This is a genomic window from Octadecabacter sp. B2R22 (assembly GCF_018861045.1).
In the GTDB taxonomy this organism is placed as follows: Bacteria; Pseudomonadota; Alphaproteobacteria; order Rhodobacterales; family Rhodobacteraceae; genus Octadecabacter.
Genome location: NZ_JAHKQJ010000005.1, coordinates 188,249 through 206,306, shown reverse-complemented (window position 1 = coordinate 206,306; position 18,058 = coordinate 188,249). Strand labels below are relative to the sequence as shown.

At 53.4% G+C, this 18,058-nt stretch carries 14 protein-coding genes; 10 read left to right on the top strand and 4 right to left on the bottom strand.

The features are described from left to right. Window positions 1–8 precede the first annotated feature (8 nt). From pip to KO486_RS03520, 5 genes are read left to right on the top strand one after another with little or no spacing between them, the layout of a single operon-like run. The gene (gene pip / locus KO486_RS03540) at window positions 9–995 is read left to right on the top strand and encodes a prolyl aminopeptidase (protein WP_216035862.1); all 987 of its coding nucleotides are present in this window, start codon (window positions 9–11) and stop codon (window positions 993–995) included. A 59-nt stretch (window positions 996–1,054) separates the two neighbouring features. Further along, a complete protein-coding gene (locus KO486_RS03535; RefSeq protein ID WP_216035861.1) occupies window positions 1,055–2,041 on the top strand; it encodes an ABC transporter permease in 987 nt (328 codons plus the stop codon). After that, the gene (locus KO486_RS03530) at window positions 2,038–3,240 is read left to right on the top strand and encodes an ABC transporter permease (RefSeq protein WP_216035860.1); all 1,203 of its coding nucleotides are present in this window, start codon (window positions 2,038–2,040) and stop codon (window positions 3,238–3,240) included. Before KO486_RS03535 ends, KO486_RS03530 begins: the two co-directional genes overlap by 4 nt. Further along, window positions 3,237–4,880, top strand: coding sequence for an ABC transporter ATP-binding protein (locus KO486_RS03525; protein ID WP_216035859.1), 1,644 nt, complete (start codon window positions 3,237–3,239; stop codon window positions 4,878–4,880). Before KO486_RS03530 ends, KO486_RS03525 begins: the two co-directional genes overlap by 4 nt. A 57-nt stretch (window positions 4,881–4,937) precedes the next feature. Then, window positions 4,938–6,488, top strand: coding sequence for an ABC transporter substrate-binding protein (locus KO486_RS03520; protein WP_216035858.1), 1,551 nt, complete (start codon window positions 4,938–4,940; stop codon window positions 6,486–6,488). A gap of 69 nt (window positions 6,489–6,557) precedes the next feature. On the opposite strand, the gene KO486_RS16515 is transcribed toward KO486_RS03520, so the two are convergent. After that, window positions 6,558–6,680 carry a hypothetical protein gene (locus tag KO486_RS16515; RefSeq protein ID WP_289847958.1) on the bottom strand — a complete coding sequence of 41 codons (123 nt, stop codon included), beginning with the start codon at window positions 6,678–6,680 and terminating at the stop codon, window positions 6,558–6,560. A gap of 239 nt (window positions 6,681–6,919) precedes the next feature. On the opposite strand from KO486_RS16515, the gene rimP reads away from it, so the two are divergent. From rimP to infB, 4 genes are read left to right on the top strand one after another with little or no spacing between them, the layout of a single operon-like run. Next, window positions 6,920–7,513: a ribosome maturation factor RimP gene (gene rimP, locus KO486_RS03515; RefSeq protein WP_216035857.1), complete on the top strand. Its 594-nt coding sequence runs from the start codon at window positions 6,920–6,922 to the stop codon at window positions 7,511–7,513. Beyond that, window positions 7,513–9,123, top strand: coding sequence for a transcription termination factor NusA (gene nusA, locus KO486_RS03510; protein ID WP_216035856.1), 1,611 nt, complete (start codon window positions 7,513–7,515; stop codon window positions 9,121–9,123). The genes rimP and nusA overlap by 1 nt, the downstream gene beginning before the upstream one ends. A 22-nt stretch (window positions 9,124–9,145) precedes the next feature. Next, window positions 9,146–9,778: an RNA-binding protein gene (locus tag KO486_RS03505; protein WP_216035855.1), complete on the top strand. Its 633-nt coding sequence runs from the start codon at window positions 9,146–9,148 to the stop codon at window positions 9,776–9,778. Then, window positions 9,775–12,252: a translation initiation factor IF-2 gene (infB, locus tag KO486_RS03500; protein ID WP_216035854.1), complete on the top strand. Its 2,478-nt coding sequence runs from the start codon at window positions 9,775–9,777 to the stop codon at window positions 12,250–12,252. The genes KO486_RS03505 and infB overlap by 4 nt, the downstream gene beginning before the upstream one ends. A 353-nt stretch (window positions 12,253–12,605) precedes the next feature. Here the strand turns inward: infB and mutT are convergent, their stop codons facing one another. The 3 genes from mutT to KO486_RS03485 are packed head-to-tail and all read right to left on the bottom strand — an operon-like array spanning window position 12,606 to window position 15,097. Next, window positions 12,606–13,004: an 8-oxo-dGTP diphosphatase MutT gene (mutT, locus tag KO486_RS03495; protein ID WP_216035853.1), complete on the bottom strand. Its 399-nt coding sequence runs from the start codon at window positions 13,002–13,004 to the stop codon at window positions 12,606–12,608. 21 nt (window positions 13,005–13,025) lie between these two features. Beyond that, entirely contained in the window at window positions 13,026–14,240 is a 1,215-nt protein-coding gene (gene argJ / locus KO486_RS03490) for a bifunctional glutamate N-acetyltransferase/amino-acid acetyltransferase ArgJ (RefSeq protein ID WP_216035852.1), read from the bottom strand. Window positions 14,241–14,242: 2 nt separating this feature from the next. Next, window positions 14,243–15,097, bottom strand: coding sequence for a peptidylprolyl isomerase (locus KO486_RS03485; RefSeq protein ID WP_216035851.1), 855 nt, complete (start codon window positions 15,095–15,097; stop codon window positions 14,243–14,245). A gap of 186 nt (window positions 15,098–15,283) precedes the next feature. On the opposite strand from KO486_RS03485, the gene secA reads away from it, so the two are divergent. Then, entirely contained in the window at window positions 15,284–17,983 is a 2,700-nt protein-coding gene (gene secA, locus KO486_RS03480; RefSeq protein WP_216036216.1) for a preprotein translocase subunit SecA, read from the top strand. Window positions 17,984–18,058: the final 75 nt, after the last annotated feature.

Here is an 18,058-nt window from a genome sequence, read left to right as displayed (position 1 = left end):
GTTTGAGAATGGATAAAGTCTCAGGACAAAAAAGCACGGTTGGGCATCTTTACCCCGCACTTAACCCGTTCGACCAGCAGATGTTGGATGTCGGAGATGGGCACCGCATTTATGTGGAGCAATGCGGCAATCCAGAAGGCGAGCCCGTTGTCGTATTTCACGGCGGTCCAGGCGGTGGATGTAGCCCAATGATGCGTCGCTATTTCGACCCCAGTTACTATCGAATCATTTTGTTTGATCAACGAGGATGTGGGCGCTCACGTCCTCATGCCAGCGTAGAAAACAATACGACTTGGCATCTGGTCGGTGACATTGAACTGATTCGAGAAACTTTAGGTGTGGATCGCTGGTTGGTGTTTGGCGGAAGTTGGGGCGCTACGCTTGCTTTGATTTATGCGCAAGCTCACCCCAGTCATGTGACTCATATGATTTTGCGCGGCGTATTCCTCAGCACGCAGAGGGAACTCGACTGGTTCTATCAAGGCGGAGCCGGTACATTTTGGCCCGAAATTTGGGCACAGTTTGAATTTCTCATCCCAAAAAATGAGCGACACGACATGATCGGCGCCTATCATCGCCGGCTCTTTTCTGGGGATTTAGTTGACGAAACACGCCACGCTCGTGCTTGGGCGGCGTGGGAAAATGCGCTGGCCTCGATCGAAAGTAATGGAGCTGGAGGGCCTGGGCCTTCGGATTTCGCACGGGCATTTTCGCGGCTGGAGAACCATTATTTTGTGAACGGCTGCTTTCTAAGTGAAGACCAGCAAATCTTGAAAAACATGGATAAGATCGCGCATATTCCGGCCGTTATCGTGCAGGGTCGATTTGACATGATTTGCCCTCCGAAATCGGCTTACGATCTTTCCCGATTATGGCCCGTCAGCAGGTTATCTATGATTGCAAAAGCCGGGCATGCCTTGTCCGAGCCCGGCATAACAACTGAGCTGGTCCGCACTATGGATGCAATTGCAGCTTCGAAAACACTGCGAAACTAAACACTTGTAAGATCAGTCAAACGCGCTACGCTACCTGAAACCACAAGGGGGTGGACGGCTTGTCATCGATACTGAAGATTGTTCTTCAACGTTTGGGCTTAGGTCTCGTTACCTTGTTCGTCGTTTCAATTGTAATTTTCGTCGCAGTCAATTTGCTACCGGGAGACTTCGCTGAGGCGATCCTCGGACAAGGTGCGACTCCGGAATCTGTCGCCAAGATCAGAGAAGACCTCGGCCTCGATCAACCGATGATCACGCGCTACTTCACATGGCTCAAAGGAATGCTGACGCTCGATCTCGGCACGAGTTTCGCTCAGTTGAACTTTGCAAACTTTGGCGGTGCTGGTACGACAACCATTGCCGAACAGATTGCGCCACGCCTGTCCAATACGATGTTCTTAGCGGCAGTAACGGCCGCCATCGCCGTGCCATTGGCTGTAACGCTGGGCATTCTTGCTGCTCTCTACCGTAATACGGCGTTCGACAAAGCAGCGAACATGTTCACGCTGAGCTCGATTTCGTCACCTGAGTTCTTCATGGCTTATGTGCTGATCCTGTTCCTTGCTGTACTGAACCCGATCTTTCCAAGTTTGAGTAACATCTTTGACGGCATGCCATTCAGTGAGCGGCTTGAGAAATCAATGTTGCCTGCGCTTACGCTGACACTTGTTGTGACGGCACATATGATGCGGATGACCCGTGCGGCGATTATTAACCTGCTTGCTTCTCCGTATATCGAGATGGCGCGGCTTAAGGGGCTGTCGCCCATGCGAGTGATCGTAAAGCACGCGCTGCCAAATGCCTTGGCACCGATCATCAACGTGATTGCGTTGAACCTCGCCTATTTGATTACAGGCGTTGTGGTTGTCGAAGTGGTCTTTGTTTATCCAGGCATCGGTCAGCTGTTCGTGGACTCAGTCAAAATCCGGGACATTCCCGTGGTTCAGGCCTGCTGCCTGATCTTCGCGGCGGCCTACATCCTATTGAATCTGACGGCCGACATCTTGTCGATCCTCTCTAACCCACGTCTGAGGCACCCAAAATGAGCAGTTTGTTGACTATGGCTATCATTTTGGCAGTCCTTTTGGGTGGTGCATATGTGTTCCGGTTCGCTGGGCAGAAGATCACCAATAATGCGCCAATGTTTCGTGACATGGGTTATGGTGTCGCGTTCGGCTACGTACTGGCTGCGGCGTTGCTGATATGGGCAGTTTGGTACTACCTTCAGCCGCTTGAAACTGACGCCGGCATGAAAAACGCGGGGGTCCAGTTTTTCCGATGGGCCGTTCAAGGTTTCATTATCGCTGCTATCGCCGCATTCCTATTCCGCTTATTTGGCCAGTTTGTTGGCACGGCTGGGACCAGAAAGTTGTTCCGCTCCATGCCTTTGACAGCCTCGTTTGGCATACTCGTTATCCTGCTATATGCGATTGTTGCGATTTTTGCCGGTGCGATTGCTCCATACGGACAAGCCGAGATTCTCGGAGCTGCAAACGTGACCGCTGGCGGCGATCCGGCATTGGGGGGCAATCCAGAGTACCCTCTTGGCACTGACCAAATTGGCCGCGATATCTTGAGCCGTTTGATTTACGGAGCTCAGAATACGGTTGGCATTGCTTTCGTAACGACCTGTCTTGCCTTCTTCATTGGCGGCTCACTTGGGTTTCTGGCAGCGACGTTGCAGGGTTGGCTGGACCAATTGCTGTCTCGGTCTGTTGACGTTCTCATGGCAATCCCATCGCTGATCTTCGCTCTCCTGCTAATGACTATCGCGAGTGTTTGGGCGGTCGAATTGGGTGTGCCATTGACGATATTTATGGTCCTAATCATCGCGGTGATCGACAGCACCAGAGTGTACCGCCTTGCCCGAGCCGTTGGCCTGAACATCGTGGTAATGGACTACATCGAGGCGGCTAAATTGCGCGGTGAAGGCCTCGGCTACCTCGTGTTCAAAGAAATCCTACCTAACGCGATGGCACCGCTCTTGGCCGAGTTTGGTCTTCGCTTCTGCTTCGTGTTCCTGACGATTGCTGCCCTGTCATTCCTGGGCGTGGGTATTCAGCCACCGCTTGCAGACTGGGGTACAATGGTGCGTGATCTTGCACCGTTCATTAACTTTGCCGCATTTGCACCGACTGCAGCTGTTACACCACTTCTGGCGGCTGGCGCGATCGCGCTGCTGACGGTTGCTGTAAACTTCGTTGTCGACTGGATGCTGCACAAATCTTCGGGGCTAAAAGAATGAGCAATCTTCTCACCATTCGCGGGCTCAAGATCGAAGGCCGTTCTGACGAGACTTGGAATCCGATCATTAACGGCGTCGATCTGAACCTGAAAAAGGGCGAGGTCCTTGGCCTTATCGGGGAATCCGGTGCCGGCAAATCCACCATTGGTCTTGCCGCGATGGGCTATACCCGCGACGGTGTTCGTATTTCGGAAGGTACAGTTGAGTTCGACGGGATTGATCTGGTTCGTGCCTCTGCGGCCGTTAAGCGTGGCTTGCTTGGAAAACGGATCGCTTATGTCGCGCAGTCCGCTGCAGCTTCGTTCAACCCTGCGCATAAATTGATTGACCAACACACCGAAGCGCCGGTTCAACATGGCGTCGATAACCGTGCATCAAGTGTTGAGGACGGGATCGAACTTTACCGGAAACTGCGGCTCCCTAATCCTGACGAGATCGGGTTTCGATATCCGCACCAGGTTTCAGGTGGGCAGTTGCAGCGTGCAATGACGGCGATGGCGATGTCCTGCCGTCCTGATCTGATCATTTTCGATGAACCAACGACCGCTCTAGATGTGACGACCCAAATCGAAGTTCTCGCCTCGATCCGCGAGATCGTCGAAGAGTTCGATACGGCCGCGATCTATATTACACACGATCTCGCCGTGGTTGCGCAGATGGCGGACACGATCAAGGTCTTGCTGCGCGGGGATGAAGTCGAAGAGGCTGACACGCGCACCATGCTGTCATCTCCCAAAGAAGACTACACGAAGTCGCTTTGGGCTGTACGCGCCTTTGAACGGCCGGCGAAACCAGCTGTTTCTACAGGCGCTGTTCCAGTTGTGTCGGTGCGAAATGTAACGGCTGCTTACGGGACGACGGACGTTTTGCACGATGTGAGTTTTGACATGCATGCTGGTCGCACAGTTGCGGTTGTTGGTGAATCCGGCTCCGGTAAGTCGACGACGGCGCGGTGTATTACTGGGCTCCTGCCTCCTCGTATCGGTGAGATCGCCTTTGATGGCGAAGTTCTACCCGCAGATTATCGCAAGCGTAGTAAAGATCAGTTGCGCCAAGCGCAGATGATTTATCAGATGGCGGATACCGCGTTAAACCCGCGCAAGACCATCGGTCAAATCATCGGACGTCCGGTGCAGTTCTATGGCGGTTTGACGGGGTCAGCACGCCGAGCACGCGTCAACGAACTGCTTGAACAGATCGAACTTGAGCCAAGCCAGTATTTCAACCGTCTGCCATCAGAGCTTTCTGGCGGTCAAAAGCAGCGTATCGGTATCGCGCGCGCACTTGCAGCCGAGCCGAAGTTCATCATCTGTGATGAGGTGACGTCTGCGCTAGACCAACTTGTTGCCGAAGGCATCTTGCGGCTGCTCGGAGAATTGCAGGATAAATTGGGCCTGTCTTATATGTTTATCACGCATGATCTCGCGACTGTGAAAGCGATCGCAGATGAAGTCGTGGTAATGAAAGACGGTAAGGTCATTGAGCAAGGTCCGAAACTGGACATGTTTACGCCGCCGCACCATGCCTACACTGACTTATTGTTGAGCTCGGTGCCGGAAATGGACCCAGATTGGTTGACCAACCTTCTCCAAGAACGAGGGGTCGACAATATTGGTGACGCAGCTGTTGATAAGATGTGACCGAATCAGCGTAGAGTAATCGTAGAAAAAGAAGATAACTTCAGGGAGTACTAAAATATGTATGGAATTAGCAGACGTGGATTGCTGCAAACGGGTGTTGCAGCGGGCGTTCTCGCAGCGACTGGTTTGCCGCTTCGGGCGCAAACACGCGGTGGCAAACTAACCGCCGGCCTCGGTGGCGCGAACACATCCGATAGCTGGGATGCGCGTACGCACTCAGACATCTTCATGATCGCTGCAGCCCACGGGACTGTGTTTGACTGCTTGACGGAAGTCGCTGCAGACGGATCGTTGGTTGGTGAACTGGCAGAAAGCTGGGAAGCCTCTGCAGACGCCAAGACATGGACATTTAACTTGCGCCAGGGCGTAACGTTCCACAACGGCAAATCTTTTGGCGCAGATGATGTGATTGAATCACTTCAGATGCACCTTGGCGAAGAGTCGAAATCAGCGGCCAAGCCGATCGTTGAAGCCATCACCGAGATGACTAAAGTTACAGACCATCAGGTCCAGTTTGTGCTTGCCTCCGGCAACGCCGACTTCCCGTATCTGATGTCTGATTATCACATTTGCATGTATCCAGCGGGCCAGATCGAAGAAGCGATCGCGCAGGGTATTGGTACGGGCCTCTATCAGGTTACGTCCTTTGACCCAGGTGTGCGTATGACGGCCAGCCGTTACGCGGATCACTACAAAGGTGACGATGCGGGCTTCTTTGATGAAGTTGAATACATCGCGATCAACGACAACACAGCGCGTATGAACGCGTTGATGACCGGTCAGGTTGATACGATTAACCGGATCGACTTCAAAACCGAAGCCTTGCTGAAGGCCAACCCTGCGTTGCGCATTCAGGAAGTTACTGGCAACCAGCACTATTCCTTCCCAATGCTGACCAACTCGGCGCCATACAACGACGCGAACGTTCGTAAGGCGATCAAGTACGGTGTGAACCGTCAGGAATTGGTCGACAAGATCCTGCTCGGTCACGGTGCGGTTGGTAACGACACACCGATCGGCCCAGCAAACCAGTACTACAACACCGAAATGGAGCAGCTGGAATACGATCCGGATCAGGCGAAGTACTACCTCCAGCAGGCGGGTATGGACTCACTCGACATTGAACTTTCTGCGTCGAATGCTGCCTTTGAAGGTGCGGTTGATGCGGCTCAGTTGATGCAGGCATCTGCAGCAGGTGGCGGAATCAACATCAACGTAGTTCAGGAGCCTTCTGACGGTTACTGGTCCAATGTTTGGCTCAACAAGCCATTCTGCGCTTGCTACTGGTCTGGCCGTGCGACCGAAGATTGGATGTTCTCGACTGCTTATGAAACTGGTGTTCCTTGGAACGACAGCCAGTGGGATGGCGACGATAGCGCGCGTTTCCAAGAGCTTCTGCTCAGTGCCCGCGCCGAGCTCGACAGCGACACACGTCGTGCGCAGTACTTCGAAATGCAGCAAATTCTGCGTGACGAAGGCGGGGTTCTTATCCCGATGTTCGCCAACTACGTGCAGGCCGTTAACAACCGGATCGTGTCCCCTGACACAGTCGGGAACCTTTGGCAGATGGACAACGCACGTATGGCCGAACGTTGGTCTGTTGCGTAAGATTTAGGTCTTACTAAATAGAAAGCCCCGCCAGATTGGCGGGGCTTTTTGCAGTTAAAATGGGGTGGTTTATGCTAGCATTGCCGCTTCAGCAGCCCGTTTCTTGATGGTGCGCATCATCACAAGATACATCAGCGCAACGCCGCTCAAAAATGCGCCAATACAAGCGACAAGTAGAATTCCGAATTCCATGGGTTCTCTCCTTTTAAATCTAACCAAGAACATGGTTAATGAAAAATTAGGGCGGAAATTGGACCTATAGCGGGCCGATATGAGCCATAATATTGCAGCAAACACCAAGCCCCTTGCAGACTCACGCATTCATCCGTATATCCCTCCCAACAGCGGCGTTTCGGCCTCCACCCCCGAAACCCACCGAAATACCAACGGGCCGCGCGCCCGTTTTTTTATGCCTACTGCTAAGGACCCAAATGTCTGACCTGATCGCCCGCGCGGCAATGGACCGCCGCATTACAGAAATCATCACCCCGACTGTCGAAGACATGGGGTATGAAGTCGTGCGCGTTCGTCTCATGACAGGTAAGGAATCCATCCTGCAGATCATGGCCCAAAAGCCCGATGGTTCGATTGAGGTTGATGACTGCGGTGAGATCAGCGCGGCGGTATCCGCACTGCTTGATGTCGAAGACCCGATCACAGACGTCTATACGCTTGAAGTCTCTTCCCCCGGCATTGATCGCCCGCTCACGCGGTTGAAAGATTTCGACCAATGGGAAGGCAATGAAGCCAAGATCGAAACCGAAGAGTTGATCGATGGCCGCCGCCGTTTCAAAGGAATTCTGCGCGGTACTGAAGGCGATGAAGTTCTGATCGAGATTGAAGAGAATGGCGTGCCGATCACGATCGGTTTGAAGTTTGAATGGCTCACGGATGCCAAACTTGTCCTGACGGACGAGCTGATCCGTGACGTTCTTAAGGGCCGCAAGGATGCGGGCCAAATAGATGAGACACAATTTGACGTAGTTGAGACCGTGTTGGACGGCTCTGACGAGGAGAAAAACTGATGGCGATTACATCTGCCAACCAGCTGGAACTTTTGCAAACCGCCGAGGCTGTGGCCCGTGAAAAGATGATCGACCCCGGGTTGGTTATCGAAGCGATGGAAGAGTCTTTGGCCCGTGCCGCGAAATCCCGTTACGGTTCCGAAATGGACATTCGCGTGTCCATCGACCGCAGCAACGGTAAGGCGACCTTCACACGGGTCCGTACAGTTGTCGCCGAGGAAGAGCTCGAGAACTATCAGGCTGAATTCACCGTCGATCAAGCATCCGACTACATGGACAATCCAGAGATTGGTCAGCAATTCATAGAAGAAGTGCCACCGGTTGAAATGGGCCGAATTGCTGCGCAGTCTGCCAAACAGGTGATCTTGCAGAAAGTCCGCGAAGCAGAGCGTGACAAGCAATACGAAGACTTCAAAGATCGCGCTGGTACTATCATCAACGCGCAAGTGAAGCGCGAAGAGTATGGAAATGTCATCGTCGACGTAGGCACTGGCGAAGCCATTCTGCGTCGTAACGAGAAAATCGGCCGTGAAAGCTACCGCCCGAACGATCGTATTCGCTGCTACATCAAAGAAGTCCGTCGCGAGCAGCGCGGCCCACAGATTTTCCTGAGCCGTACAGACCCGCAGTTCATGGCGGAACTGTTCAAAATGGAAGTGCCGGAAATCTATGAAGGCATTATTCAGATCAAAGCGGTCGCCCGCGATCCGGGCTCACGCGCAAAGATCGCTGTAATTTCTCACGACGGTTCCATTGACCCTGTTGGCGCCTGTGTCGGTATGCGCGGTTCCCGTGTTCAGGCTGTTGTGAATGAACTTCAGGGCGAGAAGATCGACATCATTCCTTGGAATGAAGACATGCCAACGTTCCTTGTGAACGCGTTGCAGCCTGCTGAAGTTTCCAAAGTTGTATTTGACGAAGATGCAGAGCGCATCGAAGTTGTTGTGCCAGAAGAACAGCTATCCTTGGCAATTGGTCGTCGTGGCCAGAACGTCCGTTTGGCGTCCCAGTTGACTGGTTTGGACATCGATATTCTTACTGAAGAAGAAGAATCCAAGCGTCGTCAGGCAGAATTCGAAGTACGTACCAAGCTGTTCATGGACAACCTAGATCTCGATGAATTCTTTGCACAGCTTTTGGTTTCCGAAGGGTTCACAACTCTCGAAGAAGTTGCCTACGTAGAAGTTGACGAACTGTTGGTTATCGACGGCGTCGACGAAGCAACCGCTGGTGAGCTGCAAGCGCGTGCACGTGATGTTCTCGAAGCGCAGAATGCAAAAGCATTGGAAAATGCCCGTGCATTGGGTGTTGAAGATAGCTTGATCGCATTTGAAGGCCTGACACCTCAAATGGTTGAAGCACTGGCCAATGATGGTGTTAAAACACTTGAAGACTTCGCGACATGTGCTGACTGGGAACTTGCTGGCGGCTGGACAGTTGTTGATGGCGAGCGTTCTAAGGACGATGGTTCTCTTGAACCATTCGAAGTGAGCCTTGAAGACGCGCAAACCATGATCATGACTGCGCGTGTGATGCTGGGTTGGGTTGATCCTGATGACCTCGTATCGAACGAAGAAGACACTGACGTTGAAGAGGAACAGGAGGCCTGATCTCAGGCCTCCGGGTAACCTGATGGGTCGCGGCGGGCGAACCAAAGACCGAGATGTCTCAGAACGTCGGTGCATCGTCACCGGTGAAACTTCGCCGAAGTCGGGGTTGATCCGTTTCGTTGTGGGCCCAGATAATACAGTGGTTCCCGACATTCTGGAAAAGCTTCCAGGACGGGGCATGTGGGTCACGGCGGACAGAGCGATTTTGGAGCAGGCTAAGAAGGGCCAGTTTTCAAAGTCTGCGAAAGCGCCTGTAAGCGTGCCGGATGGTTTGGTTGATGAGGTGGAACGCCAGATGGTGCGCCGCGTTGTCGACCTGATTGCACTAGCCCGTAAGGCGGGTTTGGCTGTGACTGGCTTCGAAAAAGTCAAAGGCTGGGTAAGTGGCGGCGAGAATGTCCGCGCCTTGTTGCAGGCCTCTGATGGATCGGAACGCGGCAAGACGAAACTATGGACGCCCGAAGGGGCGCGTTATTTTGGATGCCTTACGGCCCAAGAATTGGGTTTGGCATTCGGGCGCGGGACTGCGATACACGGGGCGCTCGCCTCTGGTAGACTCAGCGACCGTGTTGTAGAGGAAGCGACAAAGCTGAAAGGCTTGCGCGAGATAGGCGGCGATGAAGGCATCGCCTCGGAAGGAATAGAAGCTACATGAGCGATTCAGACGGCAAAAAACCACTTGGTATTGCACGACCCGGCAGCGTGAAACAAAGCTTTAGCCACGGGCGCACCAAGAGCGTCGTAGTTGAGACGAAACGCAAGCGCGTTGTTGTCCCTAAACCCGGGGCATCCAAACCTGCTGGGAGCGGATCAGCACCGCTCGGTGGCGATCCATCCAAACGTCCTGCGGGCATTTCCGATGTCGAAATGGAACGCCGTATGAAGGCGCTTCAGGCGGCGAAAGCTCGTGAAGTCGAAGATGCGGCAAAACGCGAAGCCGATGAAAAGGCGCGCGCAGAAGAGCGTGAGCGTCGTCGTGCTGAGATCGAGGCGAAGGAACGCGCTGAAAAAGAGCGTGAAGAAGCCGTCAAAGCCAAGCAAGACGAAGAAGAACGCAAAAAGCGCGAAGCAGAAGCTGCAGCCCAAGCGGCAGCAGCACCTGCTGCGGTTGATCCAGAATTGGCACCGGCACAGCGCCGAGCACCTCCAAGTGGTGGTGCTCCCGCGGCTACGCCACGCAAAAAAGAAGACGACCGCGATACGCGGAAAAACAAAAACCAAGCCGATGCCCGCAAGGGTGGCAAGCTGACTTTGAACCAAGCGCTGCGAGGTGGCGAAGGTGGCCGTCATCGGTCCATGGCGCAAATGAAGCGTAAGCAGGACCGTGCCCGTCAAAAGGCAATGGGCCAGAGCGTCGAGCGCGAAAAGGTTATCCGTGACGTGCAATTGCCAGAAGCAATTGTGGTGTCCGAACTTGCCAACCGTATGTCTGAAAAAGTGTCAGACGTCGTTAAGGCGCTGATGACCAACGGTATCATGGCGACTCAAAACCAATCCATCGATGCGGATACAGCGGAACTGATCGTCGAAGAATTCGGCCACAAAGTTGTGCGTGTTTCTGACGCTGACGTTGAGGATGTGATCAACATCATCGAGGACGATCCGAAAGACCTGAAACCGCGCCCACCGGTCATCACGATCATGGGCCACGTTGACCACGGTAAAACATCCTTGTTGGATGCGATCCGGAACGCGAAAGTTGTTGCTGGCGAAGCTGGCGGGATCACGCAGCACATCGGTGCCTATCAGGTTACCACCGAAACTGGCGCGGTTCTGTCCTTCCTCGATACTCCGGGTCACGCGGCGTTTACGTCCATGCGTGCTCGTGGTGCGCAGGTTACGGACATTGTTGTTCTGGTTGTCGCGGCGGATGACGCTGTGATGCCACAAACAATCGAAGCAATTAATCACGCCAAAGCGGCGAACGTTCCTATGATCGTTGCGATCAACAAGATTGACCGTCCAGCGGCCAACCCTGACAAAGTACGCACCGATTTGTTGCAGCACGAAGTCATCGTCGAAAAGATGTCCGGCGAAGTGCAGGACGTTGAAGTTTCCGCAATCACTGGCCAAGGCCTTGATGAGCTTCTCGAAGCGATTGCTTTGCAAGCAGAACTGCTGGAACTGAAAGCGAACCCAGATCGCGCCGCGCAAGGTGCCGTGATCGAAGCTCAGCTTGATGTAGGCCGTGGTCCTGTTGCGACTGTTCTGGTTGAAACGGGCACATTGCGCCGTGGTGATATCTTCGTTGTGGGTGAGCAGTGGGGTAAAGTCCGCGCGTTGATCGACGACAAGGGTGACCGCGTAAACGAAGCTGGTCCATCTGTCCCTGTTGAGGTTCTTGGCCTGAACGGCACACCTGAGGCGGGCGATGTTTTGAACGTCACCGAAACAGAAGCGCAAGCTCGTGAGATTGCGGAATACCGCGCTGACGCTGCAAAAGAGAAACGCGCTGCTGCTGGTGCTGCGGTTACGTTGGATCAGCTGATGGCGAACGCCAAGGCCGACGAAAACGTCTCTGAACTGCCAATTCTGGTAAAAGCCGACGTGCAGGGTTCTGCCGAGGCGATCGTTCAAGCTATGGAAAAAATCGGCAACGATGAAGTCCGCGTTCGAGTTCTGCACCACGGTGTAGGCGCGATCACGGAATCTGATATCGGTTTGGCTGAAGCATCCGGTGCGCCAGTGATTGGCTTTAACGTTCGTGCAAACGCTTCGGCCCGCAACTCGGCGAACCAAAAAGGCGTTGAGATCCGCTATTATTCAATCATCTACGATCTCGTGGATGACGTGAAAGCTGCTGCATCTGGCCTGTTGTCTGCTGAGGTTCGTGAGAACTTCATCGGTTACGCGAAGATCCAAGAGGTCTTTAAAGTCTCCAACGTTGGTAAGATTGCCGGTTGTCTGGTCACCGAAGGCGTTGCACGCCGTTCCGCCGGTGTTCGCTTGCTGCGGGATGATGTTGTGATCCACGAAGGTACGCTCAAGACGCTTAAGCGCTTCAAGGATGAGGTCAAAGAGGTCCAGTCAGGTCAGGAATGCGGCATGGCATTCGAAAACTACGAAGACATCCGTCCTGATGACGTGATCGAAATCTTTGAACGTGAAGAGGTTGAGCGCACTCTTTAAGTGCCAACCCGTTCAAACAGACAAAAAAGGGGACGCCATAGTGGCGTCCCCTTTCTCGTTCGGAGCTGATACCGAACTAGTTTGTTCTTGAAACTGGTTTGCCTTCGAACTCGCGGTCATCGACAGACACGATAACTTTGCCGTTCTCCAAGGTACGGACGAACAGTCCTTGCACTTGTACGTGAGTACCTACTGTAATTGTTTGAAGCATGGTTATCCCTCTTTGCCGCGCTTACCCTAAGTAATAAACTGACAGAGGTTTTTTTGTCACCTAATATTTGCGCACATTAGCCTCAAATTTGCCTCATTAGTGCCATAATTGAAATAATAGGCCGTCTCAAACAAGGATGGGGCTAAAGCCAATCCCGTAAAATGGGGATCAGTGGCACATCCGCGGCGGGCATTGGGTAATCCCGCAGCTGGTTCGCGTGCACCCATTTGAGCGTTTGCCCTTCTCTTGGGGTCGGCGTGCCCTCCCATTTTCGGCAGGCGAACAGAGGCATCAGCAGGTGGAAATCGTCATAGCTGTGGCTCGCGAATGTGAGAGGGGCGAGACAGGACTGCCAAGTATCAATCCCTAGTTCCTCTTGCAGTTCCCGGATCAATGCGACCTCTGGCGTTTCACCGGTCTCTACTTTGCCACCGGGGAATTCCCAAAGGCCAGCCATGGACTTGCCTTCAGGTCGTTGGGCCAAAAGAACGCGGCCGTCTACATCAATAAGCGCGACGGCTGATACAAGAACGGTTTTCATCAGCAGATATCCTATGACCGATCAGGACCGATAATCGGCGTTGATCGAGATGTAACCGTGAGTCAAATCACAGGTCCAAATTGTCCCCATACCGCCAGCCAATCCAAGATCAACGCCGATTACTAATGACTCATTTTTCATGTAAGCCGCGCCAGCATCTTCGGTGTAATCGGGCGAAACCCAACCGTTCTCTGCGACTGTTATACCACCAAAACGAATTGTGAGACGATCGCGATCCGCCTGAGCGCCCGACTTGCCGACAGCCATGACGATGCGCCCCCAATTCGGGTCTTCGCCCGCAATCGCTGTCTTAACGAGCGGCGAATTTGCAATCGCGAGGCCGACCTTGTGGGCATCTTCGTTCGATGCCGCACCGGTAACACGCACTTCTACAAACTTAGTGGCGCCTTCACCATCGCGAACAACTTGATGCGCGAGGTCCAGCATCAGGCCGTGGAGCGCTTGGGTAAAACCCGCGCTTTCGGTGACATCGACGCCTGACGCACCCGTCGCTGCGATCATCAAGCTGTCGGACGTCGAAGTGTCGCTGTCGACCGTAATGCAATTGAACGTTTGATCTGTCAGCGCACCTAGCAAGGCCTGAAGTGCAGGTTGTTCGATCAGCGCATCCGTAAAAATATAAACAAGCATCGTCGCCATATCAGGCGCGATCATTCCTGATCCTTTGGCGATCCCAGCAATAGTGACGGGCTTGCCATTGATGTTCACGGTTGCAGATGCCCCTTTGGGGAATGTGTCAGTGGTCATGATCGCGTTGGCAGCTTGTTCGATCCCTTCGGGGGAAAGTGCTGACGACAGGTTCGACATAGTGCCGATGATGTTGTCGTGGGGTAGCCTCTCGCCAATGACACCTGTGGACGCGGTAAAGATGCGCTCTTTCGGCAGGTCCAAAGCCTCCGCCAGTGCACCACAGATCTGCGCGACGGAACCTTCGCCCGCTGATCCCGTAAATGCATTCGCGTTACCAGAATTGACAAGAATGCCCGCGCCGCCCGATTGGTCGCTGCCAAGTTTGGCCTGACAATCTAGGACGGGCGCCGAACGAGTAGCGGAGCGCGTAAACACACCCGCTACTGACGTTCCTGGCTGTAAGACCGCCAACATAACGTCGTCGCGGTCTTGGTATTTCACCCCCGCCGAGGCAGAGGCAAACCGAACGCCATCAACGATGGGTAAGTCGGGAAAGCAGTCTGGGGCTAGGGGTGAAACTGTCATGATTAGTCCTCAAGAAGGTCTAGGTTCTGGATCATTGACGCATCAAACTGACCTTCTTCCGGCAGCGTGATGTCCGCAGCTTCGGTTAGTTCAGTAAGACGTGCATTCAAGGCTTCCTGCTGGATCTGTGTTGTAAGTTCTCCACGCAGATCATCGAGCGTTGGCAAAGGCTGTGTGCGTGTCTCATTGAGAGTGACGACATGCCAGCCGAATTGCGTTTGCACGGGAGCGGACACTTCGCCGACTTCCAAATCAATAACAGCAGCTTCGAATTCAGGGACCATCATCCCAGCGCCGAACCAACCCAATTCACCACCGGACGGGCCGGACGGACCAGTTGAGCGTTCCATAGCGGTTTCAGCAAAATCGGCACCATCGTCGATCATGGTTTTGACTTCGGTCGCCTCTTCTTCGGTTTCCACCAGAATGTGGGATGCGTTGAATTCCTGCTCCGGTTCGACGCCTTCAAACCGTGCATCATAGGCCGCTTGAAGATCGGCATCGGTGATTGGCATTTCGGACAGTGCATTCACCACCTCACCAGCACGCAAAGACCGCGTTTCGTTGGACAGAGCAATCGCAACGCGTTTTGGTTGTACTTCAAGCGTATCCGCAAGAAGTTGTTGGTTTACCAATTGTTCAACTAAACCATCGAAGATCACTTCGTCGGGCAGTTGTTGGTATTGTTCGGGCAGCTGAGCGCGCAACATGATCAGCTGCCCAAGCGTGATGTCAGACCCGTCAACAGAGGCAATAACCGTTTCGGCGGTCATTTCTGAGTGGGAGTCTGCAAGCGCGACACTGGATGTGATGGCGAAAATAGCTGCTGAAGCAAGCAAATTGGTGCGAAATAGCATGTTAACAGTTCCTTGATGAGCCGCGTTGCGTCGCGGCGTTGACACCTCAATGGCGGCCCCTTACATCCCCATAAGGTCCTTAGGAGGCCGGTCTTGGCCCTGTTTCTAGGGGTCGTGCGCGACAGGCACAACCAACCTCCTCACACATTGATGTCAGAGACGCCGAAATTGGCGCGCGGAGAGAATATGCTCGGTCTTGGAACACTTTCGAAGAAGGTATTCGGCACGCCGAATGATCGCAAGGTAAAGGCTACGCGCCCCTTGATTGAAAAGATCAACGCACTCGAGCCGGAATTCGAAGCGCTCAGCGATGATGGTATCAAAGCTAAGACAGAAGAAATGGCGAAACGCGCCATGGATGGTGAATCTTTGGATGCCCTCCTGCCGGAAGCATTCGCCAACTGTCGCGAGGCAGCTAAGCGGGCGCTGGGCCTGCGGGCTTTTGATACGCAGCTCATGGGCGGCATCTTCCTGCATCAAGGCAACATCTCTGAAATGAAGACGGGTGAGGGTAAGACCCTCGTGGCGACCTTCCCAGCTTATTTGAACGCGCTGACCGGTAAAGGTGTCCATGTTGTTACGGTTAACGATTACCTCGCCAAACGTGACGCGGAATGGATGGCACAAGTTTATACAGCCTTGGGCCTGACAACTGGCGTGGTTTACCCTCAGCAGCCCGAAGAAGAGAAACACGCGGCTTACCGTTGTGACGTGACCTATGCGACAAACAATGAGCTCGGCTTTGATTATCTGCGCGATAATATGAAATCCGAGCTGGCACAGATGAACCAACGTGACCACAATTATGCGATCGTAGATGAGGTGGACTCGATCCTCGTGGATGAGGCGCGTACGCCTTTGATCATTTCCGGCCCCGCACAGGACCGGAGCGAAATGTATATCACGGTTGATAAACTGATCCCGGAAATTCAGGACGAACACTTCACGTTGGATGAAAAGACCCGCAACGTGAACTACACTGATGAGGGGAACGAATTCCTCGAGGTGCGTTTGGTGACGGCAGGAATTTTGCCAGAAGACCAATCCTTGTATGATCCCGAAAGCACCACAATCGTTCACCACGTGAACCAAGGTCTGCGAGCGCATAAGCTGTTCGCCAAAGACAAAGATTACATCGTGCGTGATGGTGAAGTTGTCCTGATTGATGAATTCACAGGCCGTATGATGTCCGGTCGTCGTTTGTCCGATGGACTACACCAAGCAATTGAGGCGAAAGAGGGCTGTAAGATCATGCCTGAAAACGTCACGCTCGCGTCTGTGACGTTCCAGAACTATTTCCGCCTGTATGAAAAACTTGGTGGCATGACCGGCACGGCTCTGACCGAAGCCGAAGAATTCATGGAGATTTACGGACTGGGCGTTGTTGAGGTTCCAACAAACCGTCCCATTGCGCGCGTTGATGAACACGACCAAGTGTATCGCACGGCCCAAGAGAAATTTGATGGCGTTGTGGCTGCAATCAAAGAAGCGAACGAAAAGGGTCAGCCGACATTGGTCGGGACAACGTCTATCGATAAGTCCGAAGTCCTAAGCCAGCTTTTGACGGCAGAAGGTATTCCGCACAACGTATTGAACGCGCGCCAGCACGAGCAAGAAGCACAGATTGTTGCCGATGCAGGTAAGTTGGGCGCAGTTACTATTGCCACCAACATGGCGGGTCGCGGTACGGACATTAAGCTTGGCGGCAACGTTGAGTTCAAGATCATGGAAGCGATTGCTGCCGATCCCGAAGGCGATCACGAAGCGCTTCGCGCCCAGATCGAAGAAGCCCACAAAGCAGACGAGCAAGCGGTTAAAGATGCTGGTGGTCTCTACGTTCTTGCGACCGAGCGTCACGAATCGCGCCGGATTGATAACCAGTTGCGTGGCCGGTCTGGCCGTCAGGGTGACCCTGGTCGTTCCTCGTTCTTCTTGTCCTTGGAAGACGACCTGATGCGCATTTTCGGATCCGAACGTTTGGACAAAGTGCTGTCGTCGCTTGGCATGAAAGAAGGCGAAGCGATCGTACACCCATGGGTGAACAAATCCCTTGAGCGCGCACAGGCCAAGGTCGAGGGCCGCAACTTTGACATTCGTAAGCAGCTTTTGAAGTTCGATGACGTGATGAACGATCAGCGTAAGGTGATCTTTAGCCAGCGCCGCGAAATCATGGAAGCCGAAGACCTGTCCGAAATCGCGGCAGACATGCGCAGCCAAGTCATTGATGATCTTGTCGATGCACATATTCCAGCCAAAAGCTACGCGGACCAATGGGATACTGAAGGTCTTTATGCGCAGGTGATTGCACATCTCGGAATAGATGTGCCGGTTATCGAGTGGGCGCAGGAAGAAGGCGTGGATGATGAAGACATCCGCGAACGTCTTGAAGAAGCTGCAGACGCGCACATGGCCGAAAAGGCTGCCGCCTTTGGTCCAGAGGTCATGCGCAACATTGAAAAGCAAATCCTGTTGCAAACGATTGATGCAAAGTGGCGTGAGCATTTGTTGACGCTTGAACACCTTCGTTCGGTTGTTGGTTTCCGTGGCTATGCTCAGCGTGACCCTCTCAACGAATACAAAACGGAATCGTTCCAGTTGTTCGAAAGCCTCTTGGATGGTCTTCGTTCGGATGTAACCCAGAAGCTGGGCCAGATTCGTCCAATGTCCGAAGAAGAACAAAAAGCCATGGTCGCACAAGCGATGGAGAATCAGCGTCAACAACAAGGCGTTGCCGCCCCGGCTGTGGCTGCAACTGCATCTAGCGCAGCAGCAAAACCGGGCTTTGATGAGGCTGATGAATCCACGTGGGGCAACCCCGGTCGCAATGATGATTGCCCATGTGGTTCGGGCAAGAAATTCAAACATTGCCACGGTCGACCAACCTAAAAGTTGATCTAAAAGACGTCTTTTCGCCTCATTGCAGGCGGAAAGTTTCCTTGCACGCGCCCCGCTAAAGACATT

What these genes read in the sequence shown, in the direction of transcription:
- pip (WP_216035862.1), top strand. Translation starts at nt 9, where the DNA reads ATGGATAAAGTCTCAGGACAAAAAAGCACGGTTGGGCATCTTTACCCC.
- KO486_RS03530 (WP_216035860.1), top strand. Translation starts at nt 2,038, where the DNA reads ATGAGCAGTTTGTTGACTATGGCTATCATTTTGGCAGTCCTTTTGGGT.
- KO486_RS03525 (WP_216035859.1), top strand. Translation starts at nt 3,237, where the DNA reads ATGAGCAATCTTCTCACCATTCGCGGGCTCAAGATCGAAGGCCGTTCT.
- KO486_RS03520 (WP_216035858.1), top strand. Translation starts at nt 4,938, where the DNA reads ATGTATGGAATTAGCAGACGTGGATTGCTGCAAACGGGTGTTGCAGCG.
- KO486_RS16515 (WP_289847958.1), bottom strand. Translation starts at nt 6,680, where the DNA reads ATGGAATTCGGAATTCTACTTGTCGCTTGTATTGGCGCATTTTTGAGC.
- rimP (WP_216035857.1), top strand. Translation starts at nt 6,920, where the DNA reads ATGTCTGACCTGATCGCCCGCGCGGCAATGGACCGCCGCATTACAGAA.
- nusA (WP_216035856.1), top strand. Translation starts at nt 7,513, where the DNA reads ATGGCGATTACATCTGCCAACCAGCTGGAACTTTTGCAAACCGCCGAG.
- KO486_RS03505 (WP_216035855.1), top strand. Translation starts at nt 9,146, where the DNA reads ATGGGTCGCGGCGGGCGAACCAAAGACCGAGATGTCTCAGAACGTCGG.
- infB (WP_216035854.1), top strand. Translation starts at nt 9,775, where the DNA reads ATGAGCGATTCAGACGGCAAAAAACCACTTGGTATTGCACGACCCGGC.
- mutT (WP_216035853.1), bottom strand. Translation starts at nt 13,004, where the DNA reads ATGAAAACCGTTCTTGTATCAGCCGTCGCGCTTATTGATGTAGACGGC.
- argJ (WP_216035852.1), bottom strand. Translation starts at nt 14,240, where the DNA reads ATGACAGTTTCACCCCTAGCCCCAGACTGCTTTCCCGACTTACCCATC.
- KO486_RS03485 (WP_216035851.1), bottom strand. Translation starts at nt 15,097, where the DNA reads ATGCTATTTCGCACCAATTTGCTTGCTTCAGCAGCTATTTTCGCCATC.
- secA (WP_216036216.1), top strand. Translation starts at nt 15,284, where the DNA reads ATGCTCGGTCTTGGAACACTTTCGAAGAAGGTATTCGGCACGCCGAAT.